Annotated in this window: 20 protein-coding genes and 1 riboswitch; of the genes, 9 read left to right on the top strand and 11 right to left on the bottom strand. The window is 58.9% G+C overall.

Annotated features, from left to right (window positions below; translation table 11 throughout):
* The first annotated feature begins 100 nt into the window (after positions 1-100).
* From crp to IEV54_RS17000, 3 genes are all read left to right on the top strand, one after another.
* The gene (gene crp / locus IEV54_RS17010; protein ID WP_150279347.1) at positions 101-745 is read left to right on the top strand and encodes a cAMP-activated global transcriptional regulator CRP; all 645 of its coding nucleotides are present in this window, start codon (positions 101-103) and stop codon (positions 743-745) included.
* Positions 746-810: 65 nt separating this feature from the next.
* Complete coding sequence (locus IEV54_RS17005; RefSeq protein ID WP_150279346.1) at positions 811-2163, top strand: adenosylmethionine--8-amino-7-oxononanoate transaminase; 1353 nt, start codon at positions 811-813, stop codon at positions 2161-2163.
* A 2-nt stretch (positions 2164-2165) separates the two neighbouring features.
* Entirely contained in the window at positions 2166-2888 is a 723-nt protein-coding gene (locus IEV54_RS17000; protein ID WP_150279345.1) for a 16S rRNA (uracil(1498)-N(3))-methyltransferase, read from the top strand.
* A gap of 28 nt (positions 2889-2916) precedes the next feature.
* Here IEV54_RS17000 and IEV54_RS16995 read toward each other — a convergent pair whose 3' ends face one another.
* Complete coding sequence (locus IEV54_RS16995; RefSeq protein ID WP_150279344.1) at positions 2917-5112, bottom strand: EAL domain-containing protein; 2196 nt, start codon at positions 5110-5112, stop codon at positions 2917-2919.
* Positions 5113-5338: 226 nt separating this feature from the next.
* On the opposite strand from IEV54_RS16995, the gene IEV54_RS16990 reads away from it, so the two are divergent.
* Complete coding sequence (locus IEV54_RS16990) at positions 5339-6634, top strand: hypothetical protein (protein ID WP_223825556.1); 1296 nt, start codon at positions 5339-5341, stop codon at positions 6632-6634.
* Here the strand turns inward: IEV54_RS16990 and IEV54_RS16985 are convergent.
* The 6 genes from IEV54_RS16985 to IEV54_RS16960 form a co-directional block, all read right to left on the bottom strand.
* A complete protein-coding gene (locus tag IEV54_RS16985; protein WP_150279343.1) occupies positions 6598-9753 on the bottom strand; it encodes an efflux RND transporter permease subunit in 3156 nt (1051 codons plus the stop codon). The genes IEV54_RS16990 and IEV54_RS16985 overlap by 37 nt on opposite strands.
* Positions 9750-11186 carry an efflux RND transporter periplasmic adaptor subunit gene (locus tag IEV54_RS16980; RefSeq protein WP_150279342.1) on the bottom strand — a complete coding sequence of 479 codons (1437 nt, stop codon included), beginning with the start codon at positions 11184-11186 and terminating at the stop codon, positions 9750-9752. Before IEV54_RS16980 ends, IEV54_RS16985 begins: the two co-directional genes overlap by 4 nt.
* Positions 11183-12436: a TolC family protein gene (locus IEV54_RS16975; RefSeq protein ID WP_150279341.1), complete on the bottom strand. Its 1254-nt coding sequence runs from the start codon at positions 12434-12436 to the stop codon at positions 11183-11185. Before IEV54_RS16975 ends, IEV54_RS16980 begins: the two co-directional genes overlap by 4 nt.
* Positions 12437-12529: 93 nt before the next feature.
* Positions 12530-12913 (bottom strand): hypothetical protein, encoded by a 384-nt coding sequence (locus tag IEV54_RS16970; RefSeq protein WP_150279340.1) that lies wholly within the window; start codon positions 12911-12913, stop codon positions 12530-12532.
* Positions 12914-12923: 10 nt separating this feature from the next.
* Positions 12924-13235 (bottom strand): copper-binding protein, encoded by a 312-nt coding sequence (locus IEV54_RS16965; RefSeq protein ID WP_150279339.1) that lies wholly within the window; start codon positions 13233-13235, stop codon positions 12924-12926.
* 56 nt (positions 13236-13291) lie between these two features.
* Positions 13292-14050: an alpha/beta hydrolase family protein gene (locus IEV54_RS16960; RefSeq protein ID WP_150279338.1), complete on the bottom strand. Its 759-nt coding sequence runs from the start codon at positions 14048-14050 to the stop codon at positions 13292-13294.
* Between the two features lie 129 nt (positions 14051-14179).
* On the opposite strand from IEV54_RS16960, the gene IEV54_RS16955 reads away from it, so the two are divergent.
* The 5 genes from IEV54_RS16955 (at position 14180) to IEV54_RS16935 (ending at position 20335) form a co-directional block, all read left to right on the top strand.
* The gene (locus IEV54_RS16955; RefSeq protein ID WP_150279337.1) at positions 14180-14953 is read left to right on the top strand and encodes a sulfite exporter TauE/SafE family protein; all 774 of its coding nucleotides are present in this window, start codon (positions 14180-14182) and stop codon (positions 14951-14953) included.
* A 66-nt stretch (positions 14954-15019) separates the two neighbouring features.
* Entirely contained in the window at positions 15020-15259 is a 240-nt protein-coding gene (locus tag IEV54_RS16950) for an exodeoxyribonuclease VII small subunit (RefSeq protein ID WP_150279336.1), read from the top strand.
* Positions 15256-16143 (top strand): polyprenyl synthetase family protein, encoded by an 888-nt coding sequence (locus IEV54_RS16945; protein ID WP_150279335.1) that lies wholly within the window; start codon positions 15256-15258, stop codon positions 16141-16143. Before IEV54_RS16950 ends, IEV54_RS16945 begins: the two co-directional genes overlap by 4 nt.
* Before the next feature lie 88 nt (positions 16144-16231).
* Positions 16232-18115, top strand: a complete 1884-nt coding sequence (dxs, locus tag IEV54_RS16940) for a 1-deoxy-D-xylulose-5-phosphate synthase (RefSeq protein ID WP_150279334.1) — start codon at positions 16232-16234, stop codon at positions 18113-18115.
* A 49-nt stretch (positions 18116-18164) separates the two neighbouring features.
* A riboswitch (cobalamin riboswitch) is annotated at positions 18165-18380 on the top strand.
* A gap of 140 nt (positions 18381-18520) precedes the next feature.
* Positions 18521-20335: a TonB-dependent receptor domain-containing protein gene (locus tag IEV54_RS16935; protein ID WP_150279333.1), complete on the top strand. Its 1815-nt coding sequence runs from the start codon at positions 18521-18523 to the stop codon at positions 20333-20335.
* A 36-nt stretch (positions 20336-20371) separates the two neighbouring features.
* On the opposite strand, the gene IEV54_RS16930 is transcribed toward IEV54_RS16935, so the two are convergent.
* From IEV54_RS16930 to IEV54_RS16915, 4 genes are all read right to left on the bottom strand, one after another.
* Positions 20372-21226 (bottom strand): helical backbone metal receptor, encoded by an 855-nt coding sequence (locus tag IEV54_RS16930; protein ID WP_150279332.1) that lies wholly within the window; start codon positions 21224-21226, stop codon positions 20372-20374.
* Positions 21226-21651, bottom strand: coding sequence for an MFS transporter (locus IEV54_RS16925; protein ID WP_150279331.1), 426 nt, complete (start codon positions 21649-21651; stop codon positions 21226-21228). Before IEV54_RS16925 ends, IEV54_RS16930 begins: the two co-directional genes overlap by 1 nt.
* Positions 21651-22262 carry a GTP cyclohydrolase II gene (ribA, locus tag IEV54_RS16920; protein ID WP_150279330.1) on the bottom strand — a complete coding sequence of 204 codons (612 nt, stop codon included), beginning with the start codon at positions 22260-22262 and terminating at the stop codon, positions 21651-21653. Before ribA ends, IEV54_RS16925 begins: the two co-directional genes overlap by 1 nt.
* 117 nt (positions 22263-22379) lie before the next feature.
* Positions 22380-23033, bottom strand: a complete 654-nt coding sequence (locus IEV54_RS16915; RefSeq protein WP_150279329.1) for a retropepsin-like aspartic protease family protein — start codon at positions 23031-23033, stop codon at positions 22380-22382.
* Positions 23034-23056: the final 23 nt, after the last annotated feature.

Here is a 23056-nt window from a genome sequence, read left to right as displayed (position 1 = left end):
CTGGTCATCATCGCAAAAATTGGACATAATCAAGTTTGGTCTCGATTTGAGGCGCCCACGATTGCTCCGGCAACATCGAACTGCTCGACAGGATAACTACATGGTCGTAAACGCCCTGACGCCCCGCATCAAGAACCTCGACAGCTATCTGGCACATTGTCATTTGCGCACTTTCAACGCCCGCAGCACCATCCTTCACGCGGGAGATCATTCCGACAGCCTGTTCTATATCCTCAAGGGCAGCGTCACCATTCTTATCGAGGATGAGCAGGGTCGGGAAATGATAATTGCCTACCTGAACCAGGGCGATTTCTTTGGTGAAATGGGACTCTTCGATGATGTCACGCCGCAGCAAGATCGCAGCGCCTGCGTGCGAGCCAAAAGCGAGTGCGAAGTGGCCGAGGTCAGCTATACCAAGTTTCGCGAGCTGAGCCAGCAGGATCCGGATCTGTTCTATGCGGTAGGTCGGCAGATGGCGGAACGCCTGCGCAACACGACTCGCAAGGTAGGGGATCTGGCCTTTCTTGACGTGACCGGCCGGGTTGCCCGCACATTGCTTGACCTGTGCCGCCAACCGGACGCCATGACGCACCCTGACGGCATGCAGATAAAGGTTACCCGCCAGGAACTGGGGCGGATTGTCGGTTGCTCGCGGGAAATGGTCGGCCGAGTGCTCAAGACACTTGAGGAACAGGGCCTGATCAACGTGAAAGGCAAGACGATGGTGGTTTTTAACACGCGCTGAGACACTGCAGGCCCGAACCGGCTGAGGTACAATTGTCGCCTAATTCCAATTTCGGCGAGGCGACTATGGGCTTGAACAATCAGTGGATGCAGCGTGATCTGTCAGTGCTCTGGCACCCATGCACCCAGATGAAAGATCATGAGCACATGCCGGTCATTCCGATTCAGCGTGGCGAGGGCGTATGGCTTCACGACTTCGAAGGCAATCGCTATCTCGATGCAGTCAGCTCCTGGTGGGTCAATATTTTCGGCCATGCCAACCCGCATATCAATCAACGGATAAAGGATCAGCTCGACAGCCTGGAGCATGTGATTCTCGCCGGCTTCAGCCATCAACCCATCATCGAACTGTCCGAACGCCTGGTGGATATCACGCCAGCACCGCTGACCCGTTGCTTTTACGCTGACAACGGTTCCTCCTGTATCGAGGTCGCCCTGAAGATGAGCTTTCACTATTGGCTCAATACCGGGAAACCTCGGAAGAAACGCTTTATTACCCTCTCCAACAGCTATCACGGCGAAACCCTGGCAGCCCTGGCTGTGGGCGATGTAGCGTTGTACAAGGAAACCTATCAGCCCCTTCTGATGGAGGTAATTACCGTCCCGTCGCCAGACTGCTACGACCGTGAAGAAGGCGCCAGCTGGGAGGAACACAGCCGCAAGATGTTCGAGCATATGGAACGCGCGCTGGAAGAAAACCACGAAGAAGTTGCCGCGGTTATCATAGAGCCGCTTATCCAGTGTGCCGGCGGGATGCGCATGTACCACCCGGTGTATCTGAAGCTCCTGCGGGAGGCCTGTGACCGCTATGACGTGCACCTTATCCACGACGAAATTGCTGTCGGTTTTGGTCGTACCGGGAGCTTGTTTGCCTGCGAACAGGCTGACATCAGCCCTGACTTTCTCTGTCTGTCCAAGGCCCTTACTGCTGGCTACCTGCCAATGGCCGTGTGCATGACTACTGACAAAATGTATGAGGCCTTCTACGACGACTACGTAACCATGCGCGCGTTCCTGCATTCGCACAGTTACACCGGCAACCCGCTCGCCTGCGCTGCAGCACTGGCGACACTGGATCTGTTCGAACAGAACAATGTGATCGAGGCCAACAAGTCGCTCGCGGCGCATATGACCCGCGCCACCGCCCATTTCGCGGATCATCCGCATGTAGCGGAAGTGCGCCAGACGGGAATGGTGCTGGCTATCGAGATGGTGCAAAACAAGGCAAACCGAACGCCGTATCCCTGGCAAGAGCGTCGCGGCATCCGCGTGTATGAGCACGCCCTCAAGCATGAAGCACTACTGCGTCCGCTGGGCAGCGTGGTGTACTTCATGCCACCCTACGTGATCACACCTGACCAGATCGATCACCTGGCCAGTGTCGCCTATGAAGGCATCCAGCTGGCCACACGGGACTGATAATGCGGGTCTCACGCTTTCACCTTGATGCGCCCATGGACGCCGGCGAGCACCAGCTCGACGGTGACCTGGCACATTACATCGGCCGGGTACTGCGTCTGGCGCCCGGCGCCGCTATTCAGGTGTTCAACGGTTCCGGACAGGAGTGGCCAGGCGAGGTTATCGAGGTAGCCAAAAAGCAGGTTACCGTACGCCTGGATCCAGCAATACCGGGCCTACCGGAGTCTGCGTTGAAGGTCCACCTGGGCCAGGCAATGTCCCGCGGTGAACGGATGGACTGGGCGATTCAGAAAGCCGTTGAGCTGGGAGCGAATCAGATAACACCGCTCTTTACGGAGCGCTGCGAAGTAAAACTGCAGGGTGAGCGGGCCGACAAGCGGCAGGCACACTGGCAGCAGATTGCGGTCAGCGCTTGTGAGCAATGCGGGCGCAGCGTGGTACCAAAAGTGCACCCGCCGACCTCTCTGGACGTCTGGCTCGATGACCTTCAGGCGGACCTCAAACTGGTATTGCACCACCGCACCGAGCAAAGCCTTGAAAGCCTGCAACGCCCAGACGAACTCGCCCTGCTGATTGGCCCCGAAGGCGGTCTGAGCCGCGAGGAAATCGAGCGCGCACAGAAAAGCGGCTTCAAACCCGCCCGTTTTGGCCCGCGTGTGTTGCGCACCGAGACGGCGCCGGTCACAGCGCTCACGCTTGCCCAGTACCTGTGGGGCGACATCTAGGCATTGTTCGCTGGTTCTGTGCTGCGGATCAACGACTCAGCATCAGGTTCATATCCGCTACGCTCAATGGATGCGACAGCAGAAAGCCTTGCCCGAATCGGCAATTCTCGGCGAGCAGAAAATCCACCTGCTCGAGTGTTTCTATTCCCTCGGCCACCACGTCCAGCCCCAGGGTAGCACTCAGGCTGATGATCGCTCGGCAGATGGCTTGCTGGGTGGGATTGTCGTGGGCCTCGACCAGAAAGCTGCGATCAAGCTTGATGATGTGAATCGGAAAGCGGTTCAGATAACCCAGGGAGCAGAAACCCGTACCAAAATCATCAAGGGCTATCCGCACGCCCATGGCCGCCAGTTCTCGCAGACTGGACACACTATGACCCTCGGCATCCACCAGCAGGCTCTCGGTGATTTCCAGCACCAGAGATGTTGATGGCAACCCCGTAAGGTCCAGAATTTCCCGGACCCTGAGGCTGAAGTCTGCTTCCCTGAGCTGCAAACCCGAGAGGTTCACCGAACAACGCAGGTGCGGCGCTCCATTGTTCTGCCAGTGCACGGTTTGCTGACACGCCTGCTCAAGTACCCAGTAACCCACAGGAATAATCTCGCCGGACTCCTCAAGCACGGGAATAAAGCTGACCGGTGAAACAGGCTCGCCATCATGGCACCAGCGTAACAGGGCCTCCACAGCCACCGGCGGACAGCCACCGGGCGACAACAGATCCAGCACAGGCTGATAGACCAGACTGAACTCATTACCCTGCAGTGCTTGCAGCGCATCCGTCTCCAGGCGCAAACGATTGCGGACCTCGTCCTGCATACTCTGATCGAACAGATGATAACGAGCCTTGCCGGTTTCCTTGGCGCGATATAGCGCAAGATCAGCCGCCTGCAGGGCATGCTCGGGACTCTGCTCAGGACCTAGCACGGTAATGCCAATACTGGCGCTGACCACCAGATAGCGGTCGCCAAAACGCAGCGGCTCACGGAGCGAGGTCAGTATTTTGCGGGCAATAACTTCGGCATCCCCTGGCACAGCCAGATCATCCAGAAGCACGACAAACTCGTCACCACCGAAACGGGCAAGACGGTCTCCTGTGCGTACACAGTCCTGCAATCTTTTTGCTACGTGCCTGAGCACCTTGTCGCCAGCGGCATGACCGAGGCTATCATTGATTAGTTTGAAGCGATCCAGATCAATGAACAGGAGTGCCGCATAGCGAGCCCCAGGACGACCCTGTCGCAACAACAGCTCCTCAAGATAACTGTTGAAGCGCCTTCGATTGAGCAGACCAGTCAACTGGTCGTGCTTGGCAGCATGTTCGAGTTGCTTCTGGTTGCGGCGTTGCCGACTGATATCCGTTTGCGAGCCGGCCAGACGTCGCCGGCCCTGGTGGTCACTCTCGACCACCCCTCTGACCAGGACCCAGCGCAAGCCATCCCTTGCCGTTCGTATACGGTATTCGCAATAAAGTGAAGGTGTACCACCCTCAAGGTGAGTGTCGATTGCCTGGCGCAGCCCATCCAGATCATCCCCATGAACCAGGTCAAACCACCCCGCTGACTGTTGACCTATAGCCGCTACCGTAAAGCCGAGCATGCCGGCCCACCAGTCAGACACATACAGCCTGTCGGTCTCCAGATCCCACTCCCAGATACCATCATTGGCACCTCGCAGGGCGTGACTGAATCGGCTTTCGCTGGCGGCCAAGGCCCTGGTTGTTGCCGCCAGATAGGCTTCGGCTGCAAGAGTGATATCGAAAAAAACGATTTTCAACAGACTCTGAAAGGATTCCAGCGCCCAACGACCATCAGCTCTGTCAGCAGCTACCATTCCCTCCAGCATCTCGCTCAGACAAAACCTGTAACTGCCAAGATACCATTGCAGATCAACACCCAGCTGTTCGTGCACCTGGCCGATCAGTGAGCGATCTTTCAGATAATCCCCATCGATCCTGCCGCGAAACAGCTGCTGGTAATACTCCTGCTGTCGCTCCTTCAAACGAGTCACTGTTGCCTCGTCTCGGAGTATGCCGGCAGGCACAGCGAACTGCCCCAGATGTCCATACAGCTTCAGAACCGCATTTTCAATCAATGTTCCAGCGCTGTTCTGCCACCCATTGAGGCGCACCTGATCTTCCTGAGACCATTGAATAAACCTCAGACGCTCGGCAAGGTCCGCAGCATCTATCTCCGGCGGTGACGCGTTTTTTTGTTTTGAATGCATGGCAACGACTCCCATGTCCCTGCATGTCTGCACCGGTCGCCAGGTATCCATGACTGGCAGACCGGAGCTATATTCAGGAGAATGCTAGCAAGATAGTGGCAGTCGCCTATTGACTCAGCTCAAGCAAAACGTCAGCCGGTTACAGCTGAACTGGTCGCTATACCCGGCGGCAGGTGACCTGTTATAAACAGCTGTTAACCAACCTCCACGCAGGAATCCGGCGCCCATGGGCAACGACCAGAACCAGATGATCCAGAGACTCAACAGCGAGTGCTTCTGCATCAGTCTCGATCAGCAGGCACTGCGCTATGCGCTGGCCAGCGAAACCCGAACGCCAGACCTCTTCGAGCTTCTGCAGGAACGTTGTCCGACAATCTTTGCCGCGCAGCCGGTGTTTGTCTCGCCGGCTCACATGGCGCGCATGCAGGAGCTGATCGCCGCAATCGAATCGGTTATCGCTCTCCCAGCCTACCGTGAGGAAATAGACGCGCAGGCCCCGGCGAAAAGCAGGCATGCTTCCGGCGCTCGGGGAGTGTTCATGGGTTACGACTTTCACGTGGCACAGGACAGCTTTGGTCTGATCGAGATAAACACCAATGCCGGCGGAGCGATGCTTAACGCCCTGATGGCTCGGGCCCAGAGAGCCTGCTGTCCGGAGGTAGCCGGGCTGATACCTCCGCCTGCGTTGGCAGACCAGTTCGAGACAGACATAGTCGCCATGTTTCAACGCGAATGGGCCCTGGCCGGTAAAAAGAGCCGACTGGCGACGATTGCAATTGTGGATGCAGATCCGCAGAGCCAGTATCTCTACCCCGAATTCTTGCTGTTCAAACACCTATTCGAACGCAATGGCATCAAGACAGTCATTACCGATCCGGGCGAACTTGAGTTACGCGCAGGCCAATTGTGGCATGCTGGCCTGCCAATTGATCTGGTTTACAACAGATTGACGGACTTTCTGCTGGAGTCCCCCAGCCACGCACACTTGCGCGAGGCCTATCTGTCGGATGCCGCATTGCTGACCCCAGACCCCCAGGCCCATGCGCTCTACGCCGACAAGCGCAACCTGATCCTGCTCAGCGACGAGGAACACCTGAAGCGCCTGGGCGTGCCTGAGCAAACCCGGAAAATCCTGCTGGCCGGCATTCCACACACTCAGCATGTTCACCGTGACAAGGAAGACCTGCTCTGGGCGCAACGCAAGCAACTTTTCTTCAAGCCTGCAGCCGGCTACGGCAGCCGCGCGGCCTATCGAGGTGACAAGCTGACCCGGCGGGTCTGGGAGGAAATTCTCGCCGGCGACTACGTGGCGCAGGCTCTGATCACCCCCGGCGAGCGCATGCTGAGTGACAGCGAATCGCAACAGACACTGAAATTCGACCTGCGTAACTACGTGTATGCTGGCCAGGTGCAATGGGTGGCTGCCCGTCTTTATCAGGGCCAGACCACCAACTTCCGCACACCCGGCGGCGGTTTCGCCCCGGTCTATCCAGGCCCTGAGAGCGGCGGCGAGTTTGGTTGAGTCGAGCGTCGGCGCATCAACAGGTAGACCGCAGGCAGCACGAACAGCGACAACAGCGGCGCCGTGATCATACCGCCGACCATCGGCGCAGCAATCCGGCGCATTATTTCACTGCCCGTACCGCTACCCAGCAGAATCGGCATCAGGCCGGCAATAATCACCGCCACGGTCATGGCCTTGGGCCTGACTCGCTGTACTGCCCCCTCGCGAATCGCATCGATCAGCGAACCTTCGTCATTAAGTCCGGCATTGAGACGCTCCTTTCGCGCATTGGTCAGATACAGCAGCATGATCACCCCGAATTCGGCTGCAACACCCGCCAATGCAATAAAACCGACACCGGTGGCGATAGACAGGTTGAAGTCCAGCCAATAGAGAAACCAGACCCCACCGGTAAGTGCGAAGGGTAATGTCGCCATGATCAGCAAGGCTTCATCGAAACGGCGGAAGATCAGATACAAGAGCACAAATATGATCAGCAGCGTCGCAGGCACCACCAGCTTCAGCTTGGCGTTGGCGCGCTCCATGAATTCGAACTGGCCGGAATAACTGATACTCATCCCGGATGTCAGCTCCACCTCGTCACTGATCCGAGCCTTCAGATCTGCGACCACCGCGGCCATATCACGATCACGCACGTCCACATAGACCCAGCCTGTCAGGCGCGCGTTCTCGCTCTTGAGCATAGGCGGCCCATCCGTGATAGCAATATCCGCCACCGTGCCCAGGGTGATCTGATCTCCCCTGGGCGTATAAATGGGTAGCCGTTGCAGATCGCCCAGAGAGTCACGCCATTCACGGGGGTAACGCAGGCTGATGGGGTAGCGCGCCAGACCCTCGACGGTTTCACCCACATTCATCCCACCTACCGCACCGGCCACAATGGCCTGGACATCGGCGATATTCAGTCCGTAGCGCGCTGCCGCAGTGCGGTCGATGTCGATATCGATATAGCGCCCGCCAGTCAGCCTTTCAGCGATTGCCGAGCTGACACCCGGAATCTCCTTGGCAATCTTTTCGACAGCCTGGGCAGCGCGATCGATCTGCGCCAGCTCGGAGCCATATACCTTGACCCCGATCGGGCTTTTGATCCCCGTTGCCAGCATATCGATACGGTTACGGATCGGCGGAATCCACAGGTTGGCCAGACCCGGAACCTGTACCGCCCGGTCCAGCTCTTCGACCAGCTTCTCTGGCGTCATTCCTTCGCGCCACTGGTCGCGCGGCTTGAACTGGATAGTCGTCTCGAACATGGTCAGTGGCGCGGGATCGGTGGCGGTATCTGCACGCCCGGCCTTGCCGAATACGCGGGCGACCTCAGGCACGGACTTGATCATCCGGTCGGTGCGCTGCAGCAGTTCTGCAGCCTTTTGCGGCGACAGTCCTGGTAGCGCCGTAGGCATATAGAGCAGATCGCCCTCATCCAGCGGCGGCAGGAACTCACCACCCAGTTGGCTGACAGGCCAAAGTCCGCTGAGAAAGATCACTACAGCAAGGGCGATCGTCGCTTTCGGCCAGCGCAGTACCGCATCCAGCGCCGGCTGATAAACCCTGATCAGCCCTCGACTGATCGGATTGCGCTCTTCTGCCGGAATTTTGCCGCGGATCCAGTACCCCATCAGTACAGGTACCAGGGTTATTGCCAGACCCGCAGCCGCCGCCATGGCGTAGGTCTTGGTAAATGCCAACGGACCAAACAGTCGGCCTTCCTGGGCCTCCAGGGTGAATACCGGAATGAACGATAGCGTAATGATCAAAAGACTGAAAAACAGCGCAGGACCCACTTCTACAGCCGCATCCGTTATTACTTTCCAGTGCGCATCGCCCTTGAGCTCCTTGTCGGGATTGCGCTTATGCCAGGCCTCGATATGCTTGTGCGCGTTCTCGATCATGACAATGGCCGCATCCACCATCGCGCCAATCGCGATTGCGATTCCCCCAAGGGACATGATGTTGGCGTTGACGCCCTGGCGCTGCATGATGATGAACGCGATCAGAATACCTACCGGTAGCGAAACGATTGCCACCAGCGAGGAACGCAAGTGCCAGAGGAACAGCACGCATACCAGCGCCACCACAATGAATTCCTCTACCAGCTTGTAGCTCAGATTCCTTACGGCACTGTCGATCAGCTCACTGCGATCGTAGGTGGTAACAATCTCGACACCCTCGGGCAGGCCCTTCTTCAGCTCCTCCAGCCGAGTCTTCACCGCCGCAATGGTCTCCCGGGCATTCTTGCCGCTACGCAGGATGACGACTCCGCCGACGACCTCTCCCTCTCCATCGAGCTCGGCAATGCCACGACGCATTTCCGGCCCTAGGCGAATATCCGCCACATCGCCCAGAGTGATTGGTGCTCCGCTGCTACCCAGGCGCAACGGAATACTGCGGAAATCGGCAATCGACTGCAGATAGCCGGAGGCCCGCACCATGAACTCGCTTTCGGCCAGTTCCAGCACGCTACCGCCGGTTTCCCGGTTGGCATCATCAATGGCCCGGGCAATCTGCTGCTGGGTGACTTGCTGACTGGCCATACGCACCGGATCAAGCACAACCTGATACTGTTTGACCATTCCGCCGATCGGCGCTACCTCGGCCACGTTTGGCAGCGTTTTCAGCTCGTAACGCAAAAACCAGTCCTGCAATGAGCGCAGCTGCGCCAGGTCATGCTGGCCGGTGCGGTCGACCAGTGCGTACTGGAAAATCCAGCCGACGCCGGTGGCATCCGGCCCCAATGCCGGCTCAGCGCCAGCGGGCAGGCTGCTCTGCACCTGGCTGAGATACTCCAGCACACGGGAGCGCGCCCAGTACAGGTCCGTAGCGTCCTCGAACAACACGTAAACATAGCTATCACCGAAGAACGAATAACCGCGCACGGTCTTCGCCCCCGGCACCGAGAGCATGGTCGTGGCCAGCGGGTAGGTCACCTGATTCTCGACGATCTGCGGCGCCTGACCGGCATAGGGTGTGCGGATAATGACCTGGACATCGGACAGGTCCGGCAACGCATCAATCGGGGTGTTCTGTACCGACCAGGTGCCCCAGGCAATTGCAAACAGGGTCGCCAACAGCACCAGGAAACGATTGGCTACCGACCAGCGAATAGTCGCGGCAATCATGGCTGAGCCTCCACTTTCTCGATAGTCTCGATAGTCAGGCCTTCATCACTCTCACGCACACCGACCCGAACCCGATCATTTTCTTCCAGCCCCTTCAACAGTGCCGGATCTGCAAATGGAAAGCCCATGGTCATGCCGGGCATGTTCAATGTAGGGAAAGGTCCGTGATCAAGGAAAATCATATCCTCTTCAATGCCGACGATAGTGCCCTCTGAAGGATGCAGCACGGGCGCCTGTGGCATGGACATCGGCATGTCCACCGGGGCAGCAGTCAGACCACGCAAGCTGGCTTCGGAGTCCAGCAGAAACTGGCCGGAAGCAACTACCTGCTGCCCCTCTTGCAACCCTTCGAGCACAACCGTTTTATCTTCCGTCTCACGACCGATACGCACTTCCACCGGCCTGAATCTGCCGGCTTCCTCGGCAACCATGACCAGAGTGCGCCTGCCGGTACGAATCAGTGCCTCTGTTGGCACAAGCAGAGCCACGGCTTCCTGACGACTCAGGGTAACGTCGGCGGTCATGCCTGGCCGCAGTTGCTGCTTATCATTGTCGAGGACGATGCGCACCTGAACTGTCCGACTGTCGCGACTGGCCTGCGGCAGCACCGCCTCGATAGTGCCGTCGAGCGACTCACCGGGAAACGCCGGTAATCGCGCCAGCACTGTCTGTCCGGGCGCCAGACCGGCGATCTGAGCTTCGGGCACTTCGACAACCAGCCAGACCGTATCTATGCCATTGATTCGCGCCAGCGTGGCACCAGCCGCTATTGTCATGCCCTGCTGCACCTCAAGATCGAGCAGCACACCATCAATAGGGCTCCTCAGAGTCCACAGCGTTTGTGCACGTCCGCTGCGCTCAAGTTGGCGAATCAGCGTGTCCGGCATGCCGGCCAGACGCATCCGTTGACGCGCAGCCGCCAGTAGCTCCGGCTCTCCGAGACCGCGTAACGACAGATACTCTTCCTGTACCGCAGACCATTGGGGTACCAGCAAATCAGCCAGCGGCGCACCCTGGGCGACCTGATCCTGCTCAGCCAATGCATACACCCGCTCGACAAAGCCCGCGCTGCGTGCCTGAACCACGGCCAGATTGCGCTGATTGAACGTCAGCTGCCCCGTTGCCTCGATGGTTATGCTGACCGGCCCGCGGCTGACAGCCGCCAGTCGCATGCCCAGATTCTGCACAATACCGGGGTCGATCCGCATGACCGTCCCGTCACTGCCGGCGTCATTGTCCGCATAGCGGGGCACCAGGTCCATGTCCATGAACGGTGACGGACCGGGCTTTTCGAAACGTTGCTGGGGATACATCGGGTCGTACCAGTAAAGCACCTCACGGTCTTCTTCGGCTGGTTGGGCCAGGGCGGGAGCAAGCGTGAGCAAGCAAGACGCTGCCAATAGAACAAACATCTTTGCGAATAGGTTTTTCATTGGTGGTCAGCTCCAAAGGCGAAATACAGGCGGGCGTTGCTCAGGGAGCGGTCCCGTGCCAGGTCGATATGGCGCAGGCGGGCATCAATCAGTTGCTCACGGGCATCGATCACGGTGTTCAGCGCGCCCCTGCCAGAACGATAATCCGCCATGGCCAGCCGGACCTTTTCCTCCGCCAAAGGCAGGAGCGTGTCTTCTGACCGGTTCAAGGTCCGGTCAAGTCTCTGATATTCGGCAAGTGCGTCGGTTAACTCGAGCTGGTAGGTGCGCGCAATCGATTGCCGCTGGGCCTCCACCCTGGCAAGGCTGGCGCGCTCAGCCTCGATCAGCGGATCCTGTCTGGAACCGGCAAAAACGGGCAGATCAAAGGTCACACTGAGATTGACCATATCGCCGAACTCCCGCCCCCTTCTCAGATAGTCGACGCCCCAACTCCAGTCTGGCGTCTTCTCCGCGATAGCCCGGTCAATGTCCGCCTGAGCCTGACGCGACAGCGGATCGAACAGCTGAAGCTGAGGATGGCGTTGTAGACGATCATGGTACTCGTCAGCGTCCACCGGCCACTTGGGCCAGCCACCGCTCAGTGGCTGGCCGGCCTGCTCGCCTACCCACCGGCGCAACTGGGCTCGCGCCAGCGCTTGCTCGCGCACAAGCGCGTCTTCGCGGTCAGCCAGCATCGCCGCTTCCTGGCGGGGCGCCACGCTGTCGGCCGCCAGGCCCGCGCCGCCAGCCAGGCGGGCATCGACGGCCTTGGCAAAAAGTTGGTTTTGCGCATGGAGCTCAGCGAAAGCCGTCAGCTTGCGCTCAATGGCCAGAACCGCAATCCAGGCCTGGGCTGCACCCTGCTGCACTTCCAGACGCTCGACCGCCTGCTGCGCATCGGCAAGCATTATGCCCGCCTGCGCCAGCTCAACTCGGGCCCGGCGTTTGGCGCGGCTTGGCACTTCCTGCATGAGACCGATGCGCTGCATGGTCATGCGCTCTGCATCAAGGTCCCAGGCTGAGGGCCCCTCAACCGGAAGATTCTGCAGGCCCAGCCCCAACCGGGGATCTGGAAGTGCACCTGCGGGAATGGCAGCGCTGCGGGCAGCCTGACTGTTGGCTGCCTGCGCCGCAAGCGAGGGCGCTTCACGCTCGGCGATGCGCAGCGTCTGATCGAAGGTAAGTGCACCGGCAGGCACGGCCAGGCCGAGCGCCAGCGCAATGGCCGCCAGGCAGCGACTCAATCGCCTGAATAAAGTGGAAAACATGATATTGATTCCTGTTGCTGATGCCGCGCTGTCTGAACCAGACAGCCGCAAGCAGACACCGCCGATACGGGCGGGATTCAGATCATTCAGGAATCAGTGGCGCGGGGGGCGCCAGAAAGCAGTCGGATAGGTAGGACTGAAAGCCGGCTTGGCAAAAACCGGGGGCGCGTACTCTGGCAAAGCTGACGATGCCATCGCTGCTGCAGGAACGACGGCCCCACCCATGTGACATTCGCCACCCTGATCACATAACAGCTGCGCTGTCGCACTTATCCAGTTTTCTTCAGTGTCGGCACAATCACTGTGGGCCTGCGTACCAGGCATGTCAGACATATCCGCCATGTCTGCCATCTGATGCAGCTCAGACCCTGCGCCTTCCATGCATCGATCAACAGCCAACAGTGCTGCCGCCAGCGTATTGAACGACAGCAGCAGGGAACAGATGACGGCAGTGAGCGTGGTGCGCAGCAGTTTCACGGGGCAGGTGTCACTCGGCTTTCTCGATCTCGGTAACCAGCAACTTACCATTATCCTGCACAGCACGAAACCTCACCTTGTCACCCGCTTCAAGCTCTTCCAGCTGCTCAACCGGCATGACCTGGAACATCATGGTCATACCCGGCATCTGCAGGTTTTCAATCGGGCCATGGCTCAGGGTGACGCGTCCAGACTCCTGATCGATCTTGCGAATCTCCCCTTCGCTCAAGGCTCCGTCGTGCGTAGTTGCCTTGGCAACAGACAGACTCAGGCCGATCGCCAAGCTGCCGGTACAGAGGAGGGTCACGAGAAATTTTTTCATTGGTGTTACTCCTGTCAATTCTTCATCTGAGTGGATTCTGGTCGCAGGGAAACAGATTACAGATAACGCGTCGCCCAGGCGACCAGCACATTCGCCACATAAACCGCATCTTCACTGCGACTGAGCATATGGTCGGCATCATCAAGCGAGATAAAACTCTTGGGGTGCATTGCTGCCTGGTAAATCGCTGCAGCCTCGGATACATCAACCAGTTCATCGACTGGAGAATGGAAAACAATCAGCGCCTTGCGCAGGTTATTAATGTGATCAGCCGAATTCCATTTTTCCAGGTCATCGAGAAATTGGGCCTTGACCGTAAATGGCCGGCCAGCCAGGTCCACCCGGGCGTGCCCCTGACGGCGAATTTCTTCACGGTCATCGGCGAACAGATGCCGTACGTGTGTTGCCGTCGATGGCGCAGCAATGGTGGCGACAGCCTCTACGCAATCCATCTGCTGAGCGGCCGCCAGAACCGCTGCACCACCCAGGCTGTGACCGATCAGCAAGCGTGGGGCTCTATGGTGTTCTTGCAGCCAAGCAGAGGCGGCCAGCAGATCCTCTATATTGGAAGAAAAATTGGTGTTGGCAAACTCTCCATCGCTGCTCCCCAGGCCGGTAAAATCAAAGCGCAACACGGCGATGCCCTGGTCCACCAACTGCCGGGCAATTCGCGATGCCGCGGCGCTGTCCTTGCCGCAGGTAAAACAATGGGCAAACAGCGCCATGGCGACATACTCGCCAGTGTCAGGTATTTCCAGCAGGCCTGCCAGCGCATGGCCCTGGGCGCCAGGAAATTCAAATCGGGTTCGTTGCATGGGTTCTCCCTGTATTGCCTCCAGTTAAGCACGTCATGATTATGCGGGCGCGAGTTTGTGCGCTGCACTTCGTCTTTCCGCGCGAGCACACCGGTATACTGAGCCGTTCACTCTGAGAGCGGACTCGGTATGGATATATGGCATGTTGCGCTGATCATCGCCGGCGGTTTTGCAGGCGGAGTGATGAATGCTCTGGCAGGTGGAGGAACATTCTTCTCCTTCCCCGCGTTGCTGGCGGCAGGTATAGCGCCTGTCAGTGCCAATGCAACCAACGCGGTCGCACTGTGGCCGGCGAGCTTGTCAACCGCTTGGGCGCTACGCCGTGAACTGCGCATACTGCCGTTACACAGTTATCTTCTGCCCTTGGCTGGAGCAGCGCTCATCGGTGGCCTGGGTGGCGGGCTGCTGTTATTACTGACCAGCGATCAGCTGTTTTACCGGCTGATTCCCTGGTTGTTACTGCTCGCTACCTTGCTGTTTACCTTCAGCAAATCCCTGGCAAGGCTGGTCGCCAGCCAGCGAACTCGGGAAGAGTCCCCCCATCTGGGACCCGTTGGTTTCCTGAGCCAATTATTGGTGTCACTGTATGGCGGTTTCTTCGGTGCGGGGATGGGCATCATGATGATCGCCAGCCTGGCTATTGCCGGCCGTACGCAGGTGGTGGAAATCAATGCGATCAAAAGTCTGCTTTCATCGGTCATATACAGTATTGCAACGCTAACTTTCATCGTCGCGGGTGCGGTCCACTGGCCGGCACTACTGATCATGCTGACTGGCACGATTGCTGGCGGCTACTGCGGTGGTCGCCTGGCCCGCCGGCTGCCCGACGCATGGCTGAGAGCTCTGGTCATTCTGATCGGCTGGAGCTTGAGTCTGTTCTATTTTTATAAAGTGTATGGCTGATTGACCGCCCCATTACCCTTGTATACTGTTCAGCCGAGTCCGATTAGCCAGAAAACCGAGGTAAGCATGGCCAAGAAGAAAACCGCCGTGGATTTCGAGCAATCACTGGCTGCACTGCAGGGGCTGGTCGAAAAGCTCGAAAGCGGCGAACTGAGCCTGGAAGACTCGCTGACTGCCTTCGAGCAGGGTGTGGCACTGACCCGAGATTGCCAGCAAGCGCTGAGCCAGGCGGAGCAGAAGGTCAGCTTGCTGACCGAACGACAGGGTCAACCGGTGACCGAACCCTTCGACGGGCCGACTGAATGACCGATTTCAAGGAATATCTGGGTAGCTGCCAGGAACGCATCGACGGTTATCTCAACCAGCATCTGAATTCCGACCAGCCGCGCCTGGATCGACTGTTTTCGGCGATTCGCTACAGTGTGACCAATGGCGGCAAGCGCATTCGCCCCATGCTTGCCTATGCCAGCTGCGAAGCCTTGCAGGGTGATATTGCGCAGGCGGATCCGGTGGCCGCCGCTGTCGAGATGATCCACGCCTATTCGCTGATCCATGACGACCTTCCAGCAATGGACAACGACGACCTGCGCCGCGGCCAACCTACCTGCCACCGGGCATTCGACGAGGCCACTGCAATACTCGCCGGTGACGCGCTGCATGCTATGGCCTTTGACTGGCTAGCGGCCGCAGAGCAGTTCGATCCGGCTATCCGCTTGCGTATGGTGCAATTGCTTGCCGCAGCCGCAGGACCCGCAGGGATGGTTGGTGGTCAGGCAATCGATCTTGGCGCCGTTGGTCAGAGCCTGGATATAGAGACCCTGGAGAACATGCACCGGCAGAAGACCGGTGCACTGATACGTGCCTCAGTGCAACTGGGAGCCCTGGCCAGCGGCCACGCGAGCCAGGCTCACTTGAAGGCGCTGGGCACCTATGCCGAGTGTATTGGCCTGGCTTTTCAGGTGCAGGACGATATTCTCGATATCGAGAGCGAGACCAGTGTGCTGGGCAAACAACAGGGTGCCGACCTCGCCCGCGACAAGCCTACCTATCCAGCCTTGTTAGGCCTGGAGGGTGCTCGCCAGCTGGCCGCCTCCCTGCGCGATCAGGCCGTCGATGCGCTGCAGCCGCTGGGTCCCGACAGTGCGCGACTGCAACAGCTCGCCAACTATATTGTGCAACGGGATTTCTGATCAGCCGGCAGTCTTGGGCTATCCGCCCGCATCGGTTAAACTGCTGTTTTAATTGTGCCCGTCGTCCCGGCACCCAGAGCCCTGTTTGATGCCAAGTACTTTCCACGAGATACCCCGCGAACGGCCTGACACCCCGCTGCTGGACAGCATTGATACCACCGCGCGCCTGCGCGAGCTGGATGAAGATCAGCTGCCAACGCTGGCGGATGAACTGCGTGCCTATCTGCTCTGGACAGTCAGCCAGACCGGCGGGCACTTTGGCGCAGGCCTGGGTGTTATTGAATTGACTATCGCCCTGCACTATACCTACCACACTCCGGACGACCGCATTGTCTGGGATGTGGGCCATCAGGCCTATCCGCACAAGATACTGACCGGACGCCGCGAGCAGATGAGCACCCTGCGCCAGAAGGATGGCCTCGCCGCTTTCCCCCGGCGCAGCGAGAGCCCCTACGACACCTTCGGCGTCGGTCACTCCAGCACATCGATCAGCGCAGCATTGGGCATGGCGATCGCAGCCGGACTGCAGGGGCTGGACCGGCGCACCGTTGCGGTCATCGGCGACGGTGCTCTGACCGCCGGCATGGCGTTTGAAGCACTGAACCACGCCTCTGATGTGGAAGCTGACATGTTGGTGGTACTTAATGACAACGACATGTCGATTTCCCGCAATGTTGGCGGCCTGTCCAATTATCTGGCTAAGATTCTGTCCAGCCGCACCTATTCGCACATGCGCGAAGGCAGCAAAAAAGTCCTGTCCAAGATCCCTTCAGCCTGGGAGCTGGCACGCCGAACCGAAGAGCACGCCAAGGGGATGCTGGTGCAGGGCACCCTGTTCGAGGAGCTGGGCTGGAATTACATTGGCCCGATCGACGGTCACGACCTGCCGACGCTGGTGTCCACCCTGGGCAATATGCGTGAGCTCAAGGGCCCACAGTTCTTGCACGTGGTTACCCAGAAAGGCAAGGGGTTCTCCCCCGCCGAGGCAGACCCCATCGGCTACCACGCGATCACCAAGCTTGAACCCAAGCGCAATGGCAACGGGGTAAGCAAACAGAAGTTTTCCAGCGTGTTTGGCCAGTGGCTCTGTGACATGGCAGCCGAGGACGAACGCCTGATTGGTATTACCCCGGCGATGAAAGAGGGCTCGGACCTGATTGCGTTCAGCGAGCGCTATCCGCGGCGTTATTTCGATGTTGCCATTGCCGAACAACATGCCGTAACACTGGCTGCGGGCATGGCCTGTGAAGGTGCCAAGCCCGTGGTGGCGATTTACTCGACCTTCCTGCAGCGCGCCTATGATCAGGTCATACATGACGTAGCCGTGCAGAACCTGGATGTCCTTTTTGCCATTGATCGTGCCGGGCTGGTAGGCGAGGACGGCCCGACCCACGCTGGCAGTTTTGACCTGTCCTTCCTGCGTTGCCTGCCGAACATGCTGATCATGGCGCCTGCCGATGAAAACGAAACGCGGCAGATGCTGACGACCGGCTTTCTGCACAACGGGCCCGCCGCTGTGCGCTACCCGCGCGGCACCGGACCGGGCGTACCCATCGAGCCGGAGCTCGAAGGGCTGCCCATAGGCAAGGGCGTACTGACGCGCCGAGGCGAAAAGGTTGCCATCCTGTGTTTTGGTACTCTGCACGCCAACGCATTGGAGGCCGCCGAAGCATTGAATGCCAGTGTCGCCAACATGCGTTTCGTCAAACCGCTGGACGTCGACCTGATCAGCCAACTGGCCAGCAGCCATGACTTGCTGGTAACGCTGGAAGAGAATGCAGTGATGGGCGGCGCCGGCAGCGCAGTGAACGAATGGTTGTCTGCCGAAGGCACCGCAATACCAGTACTCAATCTAGGGCTGCCGGACCGGTATGTCGAGCACGCCAAGCCAGCCGAGATGCTGGCCGAGTGCGGCCTGGATGCAAAGGGTATTGAAACCGCCGTCCGCCAGCGGCTGCCTTCCATTAACTGATTCGTGCCGGCAAGCTTGACCCCGGCGCGCATTCCCCCTAGAGTCCACCCCGCTTCCAGTCGCACTGGGTGCCCCATTGGCCAACAGGTCATGGGGTGAAACGGGAAGTCGGTGCAAGTCCGACGCTGCCCCCGCAACGGTAAAGGATCGCGAGCCGCGAATATCTGCTCGCAGGTAATGCCACACAGCCACTGCGCTCTTCGCGCGGGAAGGCGGCATCACTGATGTCCTGAGCCCGGAGACCGGCCCAGTGCGAAGCAGAACCCATGACAAATTTGTCCGGGCCTGCATTGCTGAGGTGTCGCGGAGGGCGCCACCCGGCCAGTGCATGGCTGTCCCTTCGCTGTATAGACAGATTCCGCTGGCTTTTCGCCCTCCTCAAAAGCGTTTCTTTTGAGGCTCAACATGAACAGATTGCTATTACTCGTCCCTACCCTGCTGGCATCCGGTATAACACTGGCCAACAGCTCCGTAGATCTGCCTGACACTGTGGTTACCGCCTCACGTCAGGCACAATCCCTCGCCAGCACGCCGGCAGCTACAACCATCTTTACCCGAGCCGATATCGATCGGCTGCAGCCAACCTCTATTGTCGATCTGCTGCGCCGAGTACCTGGCGCATCAATCACTACCAACGGAGGCCAGGGCAGCCTGACTGCCTTGTCCCTGCGCGGCACCGGCAGTACGCAGTCACTTGTACTGGTGGACGGCCAGCGCATCGGTAGCGCTTCGGCCGGCCAAGCCAGCCTGGAGTTTCTCAACGTCGACCAGATCGAACGGATCGAAGTGATCCGCGGTCCCCGCTCTGCCGTCTACGGCTCAGACGCCATCGGTGGTGTGGTGCAGATCTTTACCCGCCGCGGCGAGCCCGGACTCAACCCCCGCGCCAGCTTTGCTGTAGGCAGCAACGACAGCTACCGCCGGCATGTCGGCCTTTCCGGCGGTAATCAGCGCACGCGCTTCGATCTTGGCGCCAGCCTGAACGAGACAGGTGGATTCGATCGTACCCGACACGAAACCGCAGGCGACGAGGACGACGACGCCTATCGCAATCGCGCCTTCAATGCGAGCCTGATCCATAGCTTTTCGGACAATCTGGAAGCAGGCGTGCGGCTGCTCGAGCAGAGCGGAAATACCGAATACGATCTGTTCGGCAACCCGGAAGACGATTTCACCCTGAGCACGGTCGCTACGCACCTGCAATGGCAGGTCAATCAGTTGTGGACCTCACGCTTAGAAGCGGGCCACGCAGAAGACAAGCGTGACAGCAATTACGATTTCTTCAGCTTCACCTACAACACCTACCGCGATTCTGCGAGCTGGCTGAATACCCTGCAACTGAACGAGCAACACAGCCTGCAAACCGGCCTGGACTGGTATGAAGACCGATTGCGCAGCACCGGGAGTTTTATCGAGACCGAGCGCTTCAATCGCGCTGCATTCGTTCAGCACCGTTTTGCCAGCGAGCGTTTCCAGACAGAGCTTGGCTGGCGGCATGACGACAACGAGCAGTTTGGGCGTGCCAACACCTTTAACGCTGCCTTGATCGTGCCCGTGGCGGAGAACCAGCAACTGGTCGCCTCCTATGGCGAAGGCTTTCGTGCACCGACCTTCAACGATCTTTACACCAGCTTTGGCGCGAATCCCAATCTGCAACCCGAGCGCTCAAAAAGCTACGAACTGCAATGGCGCGGACAGATCCAGGACACCCAACTGCAGGCCGCCGCGTTCCGCACGGATATTGATGATCTGATTCTGCTCGACCCCTTCTTCGTCGCGCAGAACATCAGCCGCGCGCGGATCCACGGCCTGGAACTCAGCGCAACAACGGATCTGGCGGGTTGGCATACAATGCTGGCGGCAACCTGGCTTGACCCGCGCGACCGCACCACCGGCAACCTACTGCCACGCAGACCCAAGCGCTTGGTCAGCGTGGATACGGACCGCCAGTGGGGGGTGTTTGGTGTAGGCTTCAGCGTGATGGCCAATAGTGAGCGATACAACGATCCGGCCAATCAACAGCAGTTGTCCGGCTACGGTCTGGTAGAGGCCCGCGCCAACTGGAACATGACATCTGCGCTGCGCTGGGACCTGAAGGTCGGCAACTTGCTGGACAAGGACTACGGCCTGGCCAACTACAACGTCGACGGACAGACCTATGCCTATCGAGAGAATGACCTGAACGCCATGCTGTCAGTCAGCTGGACTCCCGACTTCTGATGATCTGGGTGCTGCCGCATCATATCGATGCGGCAGCTAGTCCACTCTCGGTTTCAGCCGATACTCCGCTATCAAGCCGCATAACACCTCCAACCCCTCCAGCAGTGCCGGTGTCGGGCGTACCAGCGCATCACCATCCATGGATCTCAAACCCTCATGGCGTACCGCCCGCAATTGTGCAAACTGACGCCAGCGTTGCAGCCAGGGATTGGCCTGTGCCGGCTCGTCCGAGAAAGCTATGATCAGGTCAGGGTCGGTAGCGATCACACTTTCGCGTCCAACCTGGGGCGCAAGCACAGGCAGATCACCGAAGACATTGTGCGCACCACAATGACTCAGCGCGTCTCCCAGGAGCTGTTCATTGCTCACCGTGTAGAGAGGATCGTCCCATAACTGCACAAATACGCGTGGCGATTCAAGCGTCAGTGGGCGATGCAGGCGGGAGAGCGACAGCTCAAAATCGTGCGCCATCGCATCAGCTCGTTCAGACACGCCCAGTAGTCGTCCCAGCCCACGTGTCATGGTCGCAATGTCGGTGAGGCGCTGCGGGTCAAACCGCTCTACCCGCAGGCCCCAGCTCTCAAGCTGAGTCAGCAACTGGGCATCATTACCCGACGTCCAGGCCAGAACCAGATCAGGCTGCTCGGCGAGAATCAATTCTCGGGAAAGGGTCTGGTGACCGCCTACGCGCGCTACAGAATCGAGCTCTGCATCCAACAGACCGTCATCCAGTACGCCCACCAGGCGGTCAGACGCCTCAAGCTGGATAAGCATATCAGTGAGAAACGGCGCGAGGCTGACAATCCGCTGCACCTCAGAACCGGAGTCGCTAGCCTGTGCGCTGGTACTGGCCAACCATAGGCAAACCAGTGCAGCCAGCCAGCGTTGCATTACTTCACCCAGGCAGTGGGCGGGCGATAAAGCAGCATGACACCCATACTGGCGAGTACCAGCAGGGTCAGGGGAACAATTTCGGAGGTGCAGACGTAGTGCAGCATGCCGACCCAGGCGGGCAGTTTGGCATTCAACAGACCAAGCAACTGTTCACGGTGCAGCGTGACCCAGGCATCGGCTGCCTCGGGGGCTTCACCCAGACGATCCGCTTCGATCAACGCTGCCTTGTATCGGCGGAATCGCCACAGTGACAGGAACAACGTGGCCAGGCCCAGTATAAACAGACCTATCGCAGCGTCCTCCCACGCGCCGGGCTGGTCTTTCAAAAACCAGGCCAGCGCTATGGGCAAGCATAGCGTAACGATACTCTGCATCCGCCAGTTGCGCCGCAGGGCACGCCAGTGCTGGGTAGGGTCGAACATTATTCTTTCTCCGCCTGATGCATCTGCCCCAGCATATGGCCAAGCTTGCCGGCCTTGGTTGCCAGGTACTTGCTGTTATGGGGGTTCAGACCAAACTCCAGGGGCAAGCGCTCGGTTACTCTCAGGCCGTAACCCTCCAGAGCCTTGACCTTGCGCGGGTTATTGGTCAACAGACGCAGGCTGGATATGCCCAGATGCTTGAGCATTGGCTCACAAATCCCGTAGTCGCGCTGGTCTGCACCAAAGCCAAGCAATTCGTTGGCCTCGACCGTATCCGCACCACCGTCCTGCAGATGATAGGCCCTGACCTTGTTCATGAGACCAATGCCGCGCCCCTCCTGTCGCAAATACAACAGTGCTCCACGCCCCTCTTCAGCGATTGCCTGAAGTGCTGCCTCCAATTGGAAACCACAATCACAGCGCAGGCTGAACAGTGCGTCGCCTGTCAGACATTCGGAATGCAGGCGGCCCAACACAGGATTACCATCGGCGACATCACCCATGGTCAATACAACGTGCTCCTTGCCGGTCTCCGGCTCGAGAAAGCCGTGCATGGTGAAGGTGCCCCAGCGGGTCGGTAATTTGCATGACGCAACAAAGGTGACTGACACACCTGGCTCCTGTCCGGTTGTTGCCATAAAGGGCCGCTATCTTAGCAGGAGAACGGCAAAGCCGCGATGAATAGAGGTAGGGCGAATGTGACGTCATGTAGCCGCCGGCCCTAAATGTCAGTGACGGCTCTCCAGAAGCAGAGTTTCGCCGTTATCGATCATGCGTATCCTGCTCAGATAACTGTTACCCAGCAACACCTCTGTAGGGTAGGCGCCCTCTAGCACCACCCCTTCGACATTGGTCAGCTCGATATCCCCTACCTTGACTCTGTCCAGCATTACCCGGAAGCCCTGCACCTGGGAGCTGGCGGTATTCGCCATTATCGGCACACCGACCAAACGGAAATCAATCCCCAGTCGTTCGGCCTGAAAGGAGTTCATCGCCACGCTCGTGGCACCGGTATCAAGCATGAACTGTACGTTCTGACCATTGATTGAGCCGACGGTACGAAAATGGCCTCCCCCAGTACGGCCTATGGTTACCTGCTTGCGCTCCACAGCGGCAAAGCCTTCCGTGTAATCGCGCTGCAGGGCGAGCTGACGTGTTTGCCCGTTGATCCTCACTGTTGCAGTACGGCTGTCTGCCGCAAGTAATTCGACACCTTGCGGCCCCGGCTTGCCGATTCGCAACATGTGCCGCTGCCCGTCGATGTTGACCACTGCCGCACCGGAAAACAGACCAACGACCCTGACGCGCGGTTCGGCGCTCGCCGCACCGGCTGCCAGACCCAGGGCCAGGACCAGACAGGCAATGACTTCTTTCCTTAGCATCGGCGTTCTCCTTGAAACCCTAT

Origin of the sequence: Halopseudomonas salina (assembly GCF_014637955.1) — a bacterium.
GTDB lineage: Bacteria > Pseudomonadota > Gammaproteobacteria > Pseudomonadales > Pseudomonadaceae > Halopseudomonas > Halopseudomonas salina.
The sequence above is the reverse complement of the archived record's forward strand: the minus strand, read 5'-3'. Positions and strand labels throughout refer to the sequence as shown.

What these genes read in the sequence shown, in the direction of transcription:
- crp (WP_150279347.1), top strand. Translation starts at nt 101, where the DNA reads ATGGTCGTAAACGCCCTGACGCCCCGCATCAAGAACCTCGACAGCTAT.
- IEV54_RS17005 (WP_150279346.1), top strand. Translation starts at nt 811, where the DNA reads ATGGGCTTGAACAATCAGTGGATGCAGCGTGATCTGTCAGTGCTCTGG.
- IEV54_RS17000 (WP_150279345.1), top strand. Translation starts at nt 2,166, where the DNA reads ATGCGGGTCTCACGCTTTCACCTTGATGCGCCCATGGACGCCGGCGAG.
- IEV54_RS16995 (WP_150279344.1), bottom strand. Translation starts at nt 5,112, where the DNA reads ATGCATTCAAAACAAAAAAACGCGTCACCGCCGGAGATAGATGCTGCG.
- IEV54_RS16990 (WP_223825556.1), top strand. Translation starts at nt 5,339, where the DNA reads ATGGGCAACGACCAGAACCAGATGATCCAGAGACTCAACAGCGAGTGC.
- IEV54_RS16985 (WP_150279343.1), bottom strand. Translation starts at nt 9,753, where the DNA reads ATGATTGCCGCGACTATTCGCTGGTCGGTAGCCAATCGTTTCCTGGTG.
- IEV54_RS16980 (WP_150279342.1), bottom strand. Translation starts at nt 11,186, where the DNA reads ATGAAAAACCTATTCGCAAAGATGTTTGTTCTATTGGCAGCGTCTTGC.
- IEV54_RS16975 (WP_150279341.1), bottom strand. Translation starts at nt 12,436, where the DNA reads ATGTTTTCCACTTTATTCAGGCGATTGAGTCGCTGCCTGGCGGCCATT.
- IEV54_RS16965 (WP_150279339.1), bottom strand. Translation starts at nt 13,235, where the DNA reads ATGAAAAAATTTCTCGTGACCCTCCTCTGTACCGGCAGCTTGGCGATC.
- IEV54_RS16960 (WP_150279338.1), bottom strand. Translation starts at nt 14,050, where the DNA reads ATGCAACGAACCCGATTTGAATTTCCTGGCGCCCAGGGCCATGCGCTG.
- IEV54_RS16955 (WP_150279337.1), top strand. Translation starts at nt 14,180, where the DNA reads ATGGATATATGGCATGTTGCGCTGATCATCGCCGGCGGTTTTGCAGGC.
- IEV54_RS16950 (WP_150279336.1), top strand. Translation starts at nt 15,020, where the DNA reads ATGGCCAAGAAGAAAACCGCCGTGGATTTCGAGCAATCACTGGCTGCA.
- IEV54_RS16945 (WP_150279335.1), top strand. Translation starts at nt 15,256, where the DNA reads ATGACCGATTTCAAGGAATATCTGGGTAGCTGCCAGGAACGCATCGAC.
- dxs (WP_150279334.1), top strand. Translation starts at nt 16,232, where the DNA reads ATGCCAAGTACTTTCCACGAGATACCCCGCGAACGGCCTGACACCCCG.
- IEV54_RS16935 (WP_150279333.1), top strand. Translation starts at nt 18,521, where the DNA reads ATGAACAGATTGCTATTACTCGTCCCTACCCTGCTGGCATCCGGTATA.
- IEV54_RS16930 (WP_150279332.1), bottom strand. Translation starts at nt 21,226, where the DNA reads ATGCAACGCTGGCTGGCTGCACTGGTTTGCCTATGGTTGGCCAGTACC.
- IEV54_RS16925 (WP_150279331.1), bottom strand. Translation starts at nt 21,651, where the DNA reads ATGTTCGACCCTACCCAGCACTGGCGTGCCCTGCGGCGCAACTGGCGG.
- IEV54_RS16915 (WP_150279329.1), bottom strand. Translation starts at nt 23,033, where the DNA reads ATGCTAAGGAAAGAAGTCATTGCCTGTCTGGTCCTGGCCCTGGGTCTG.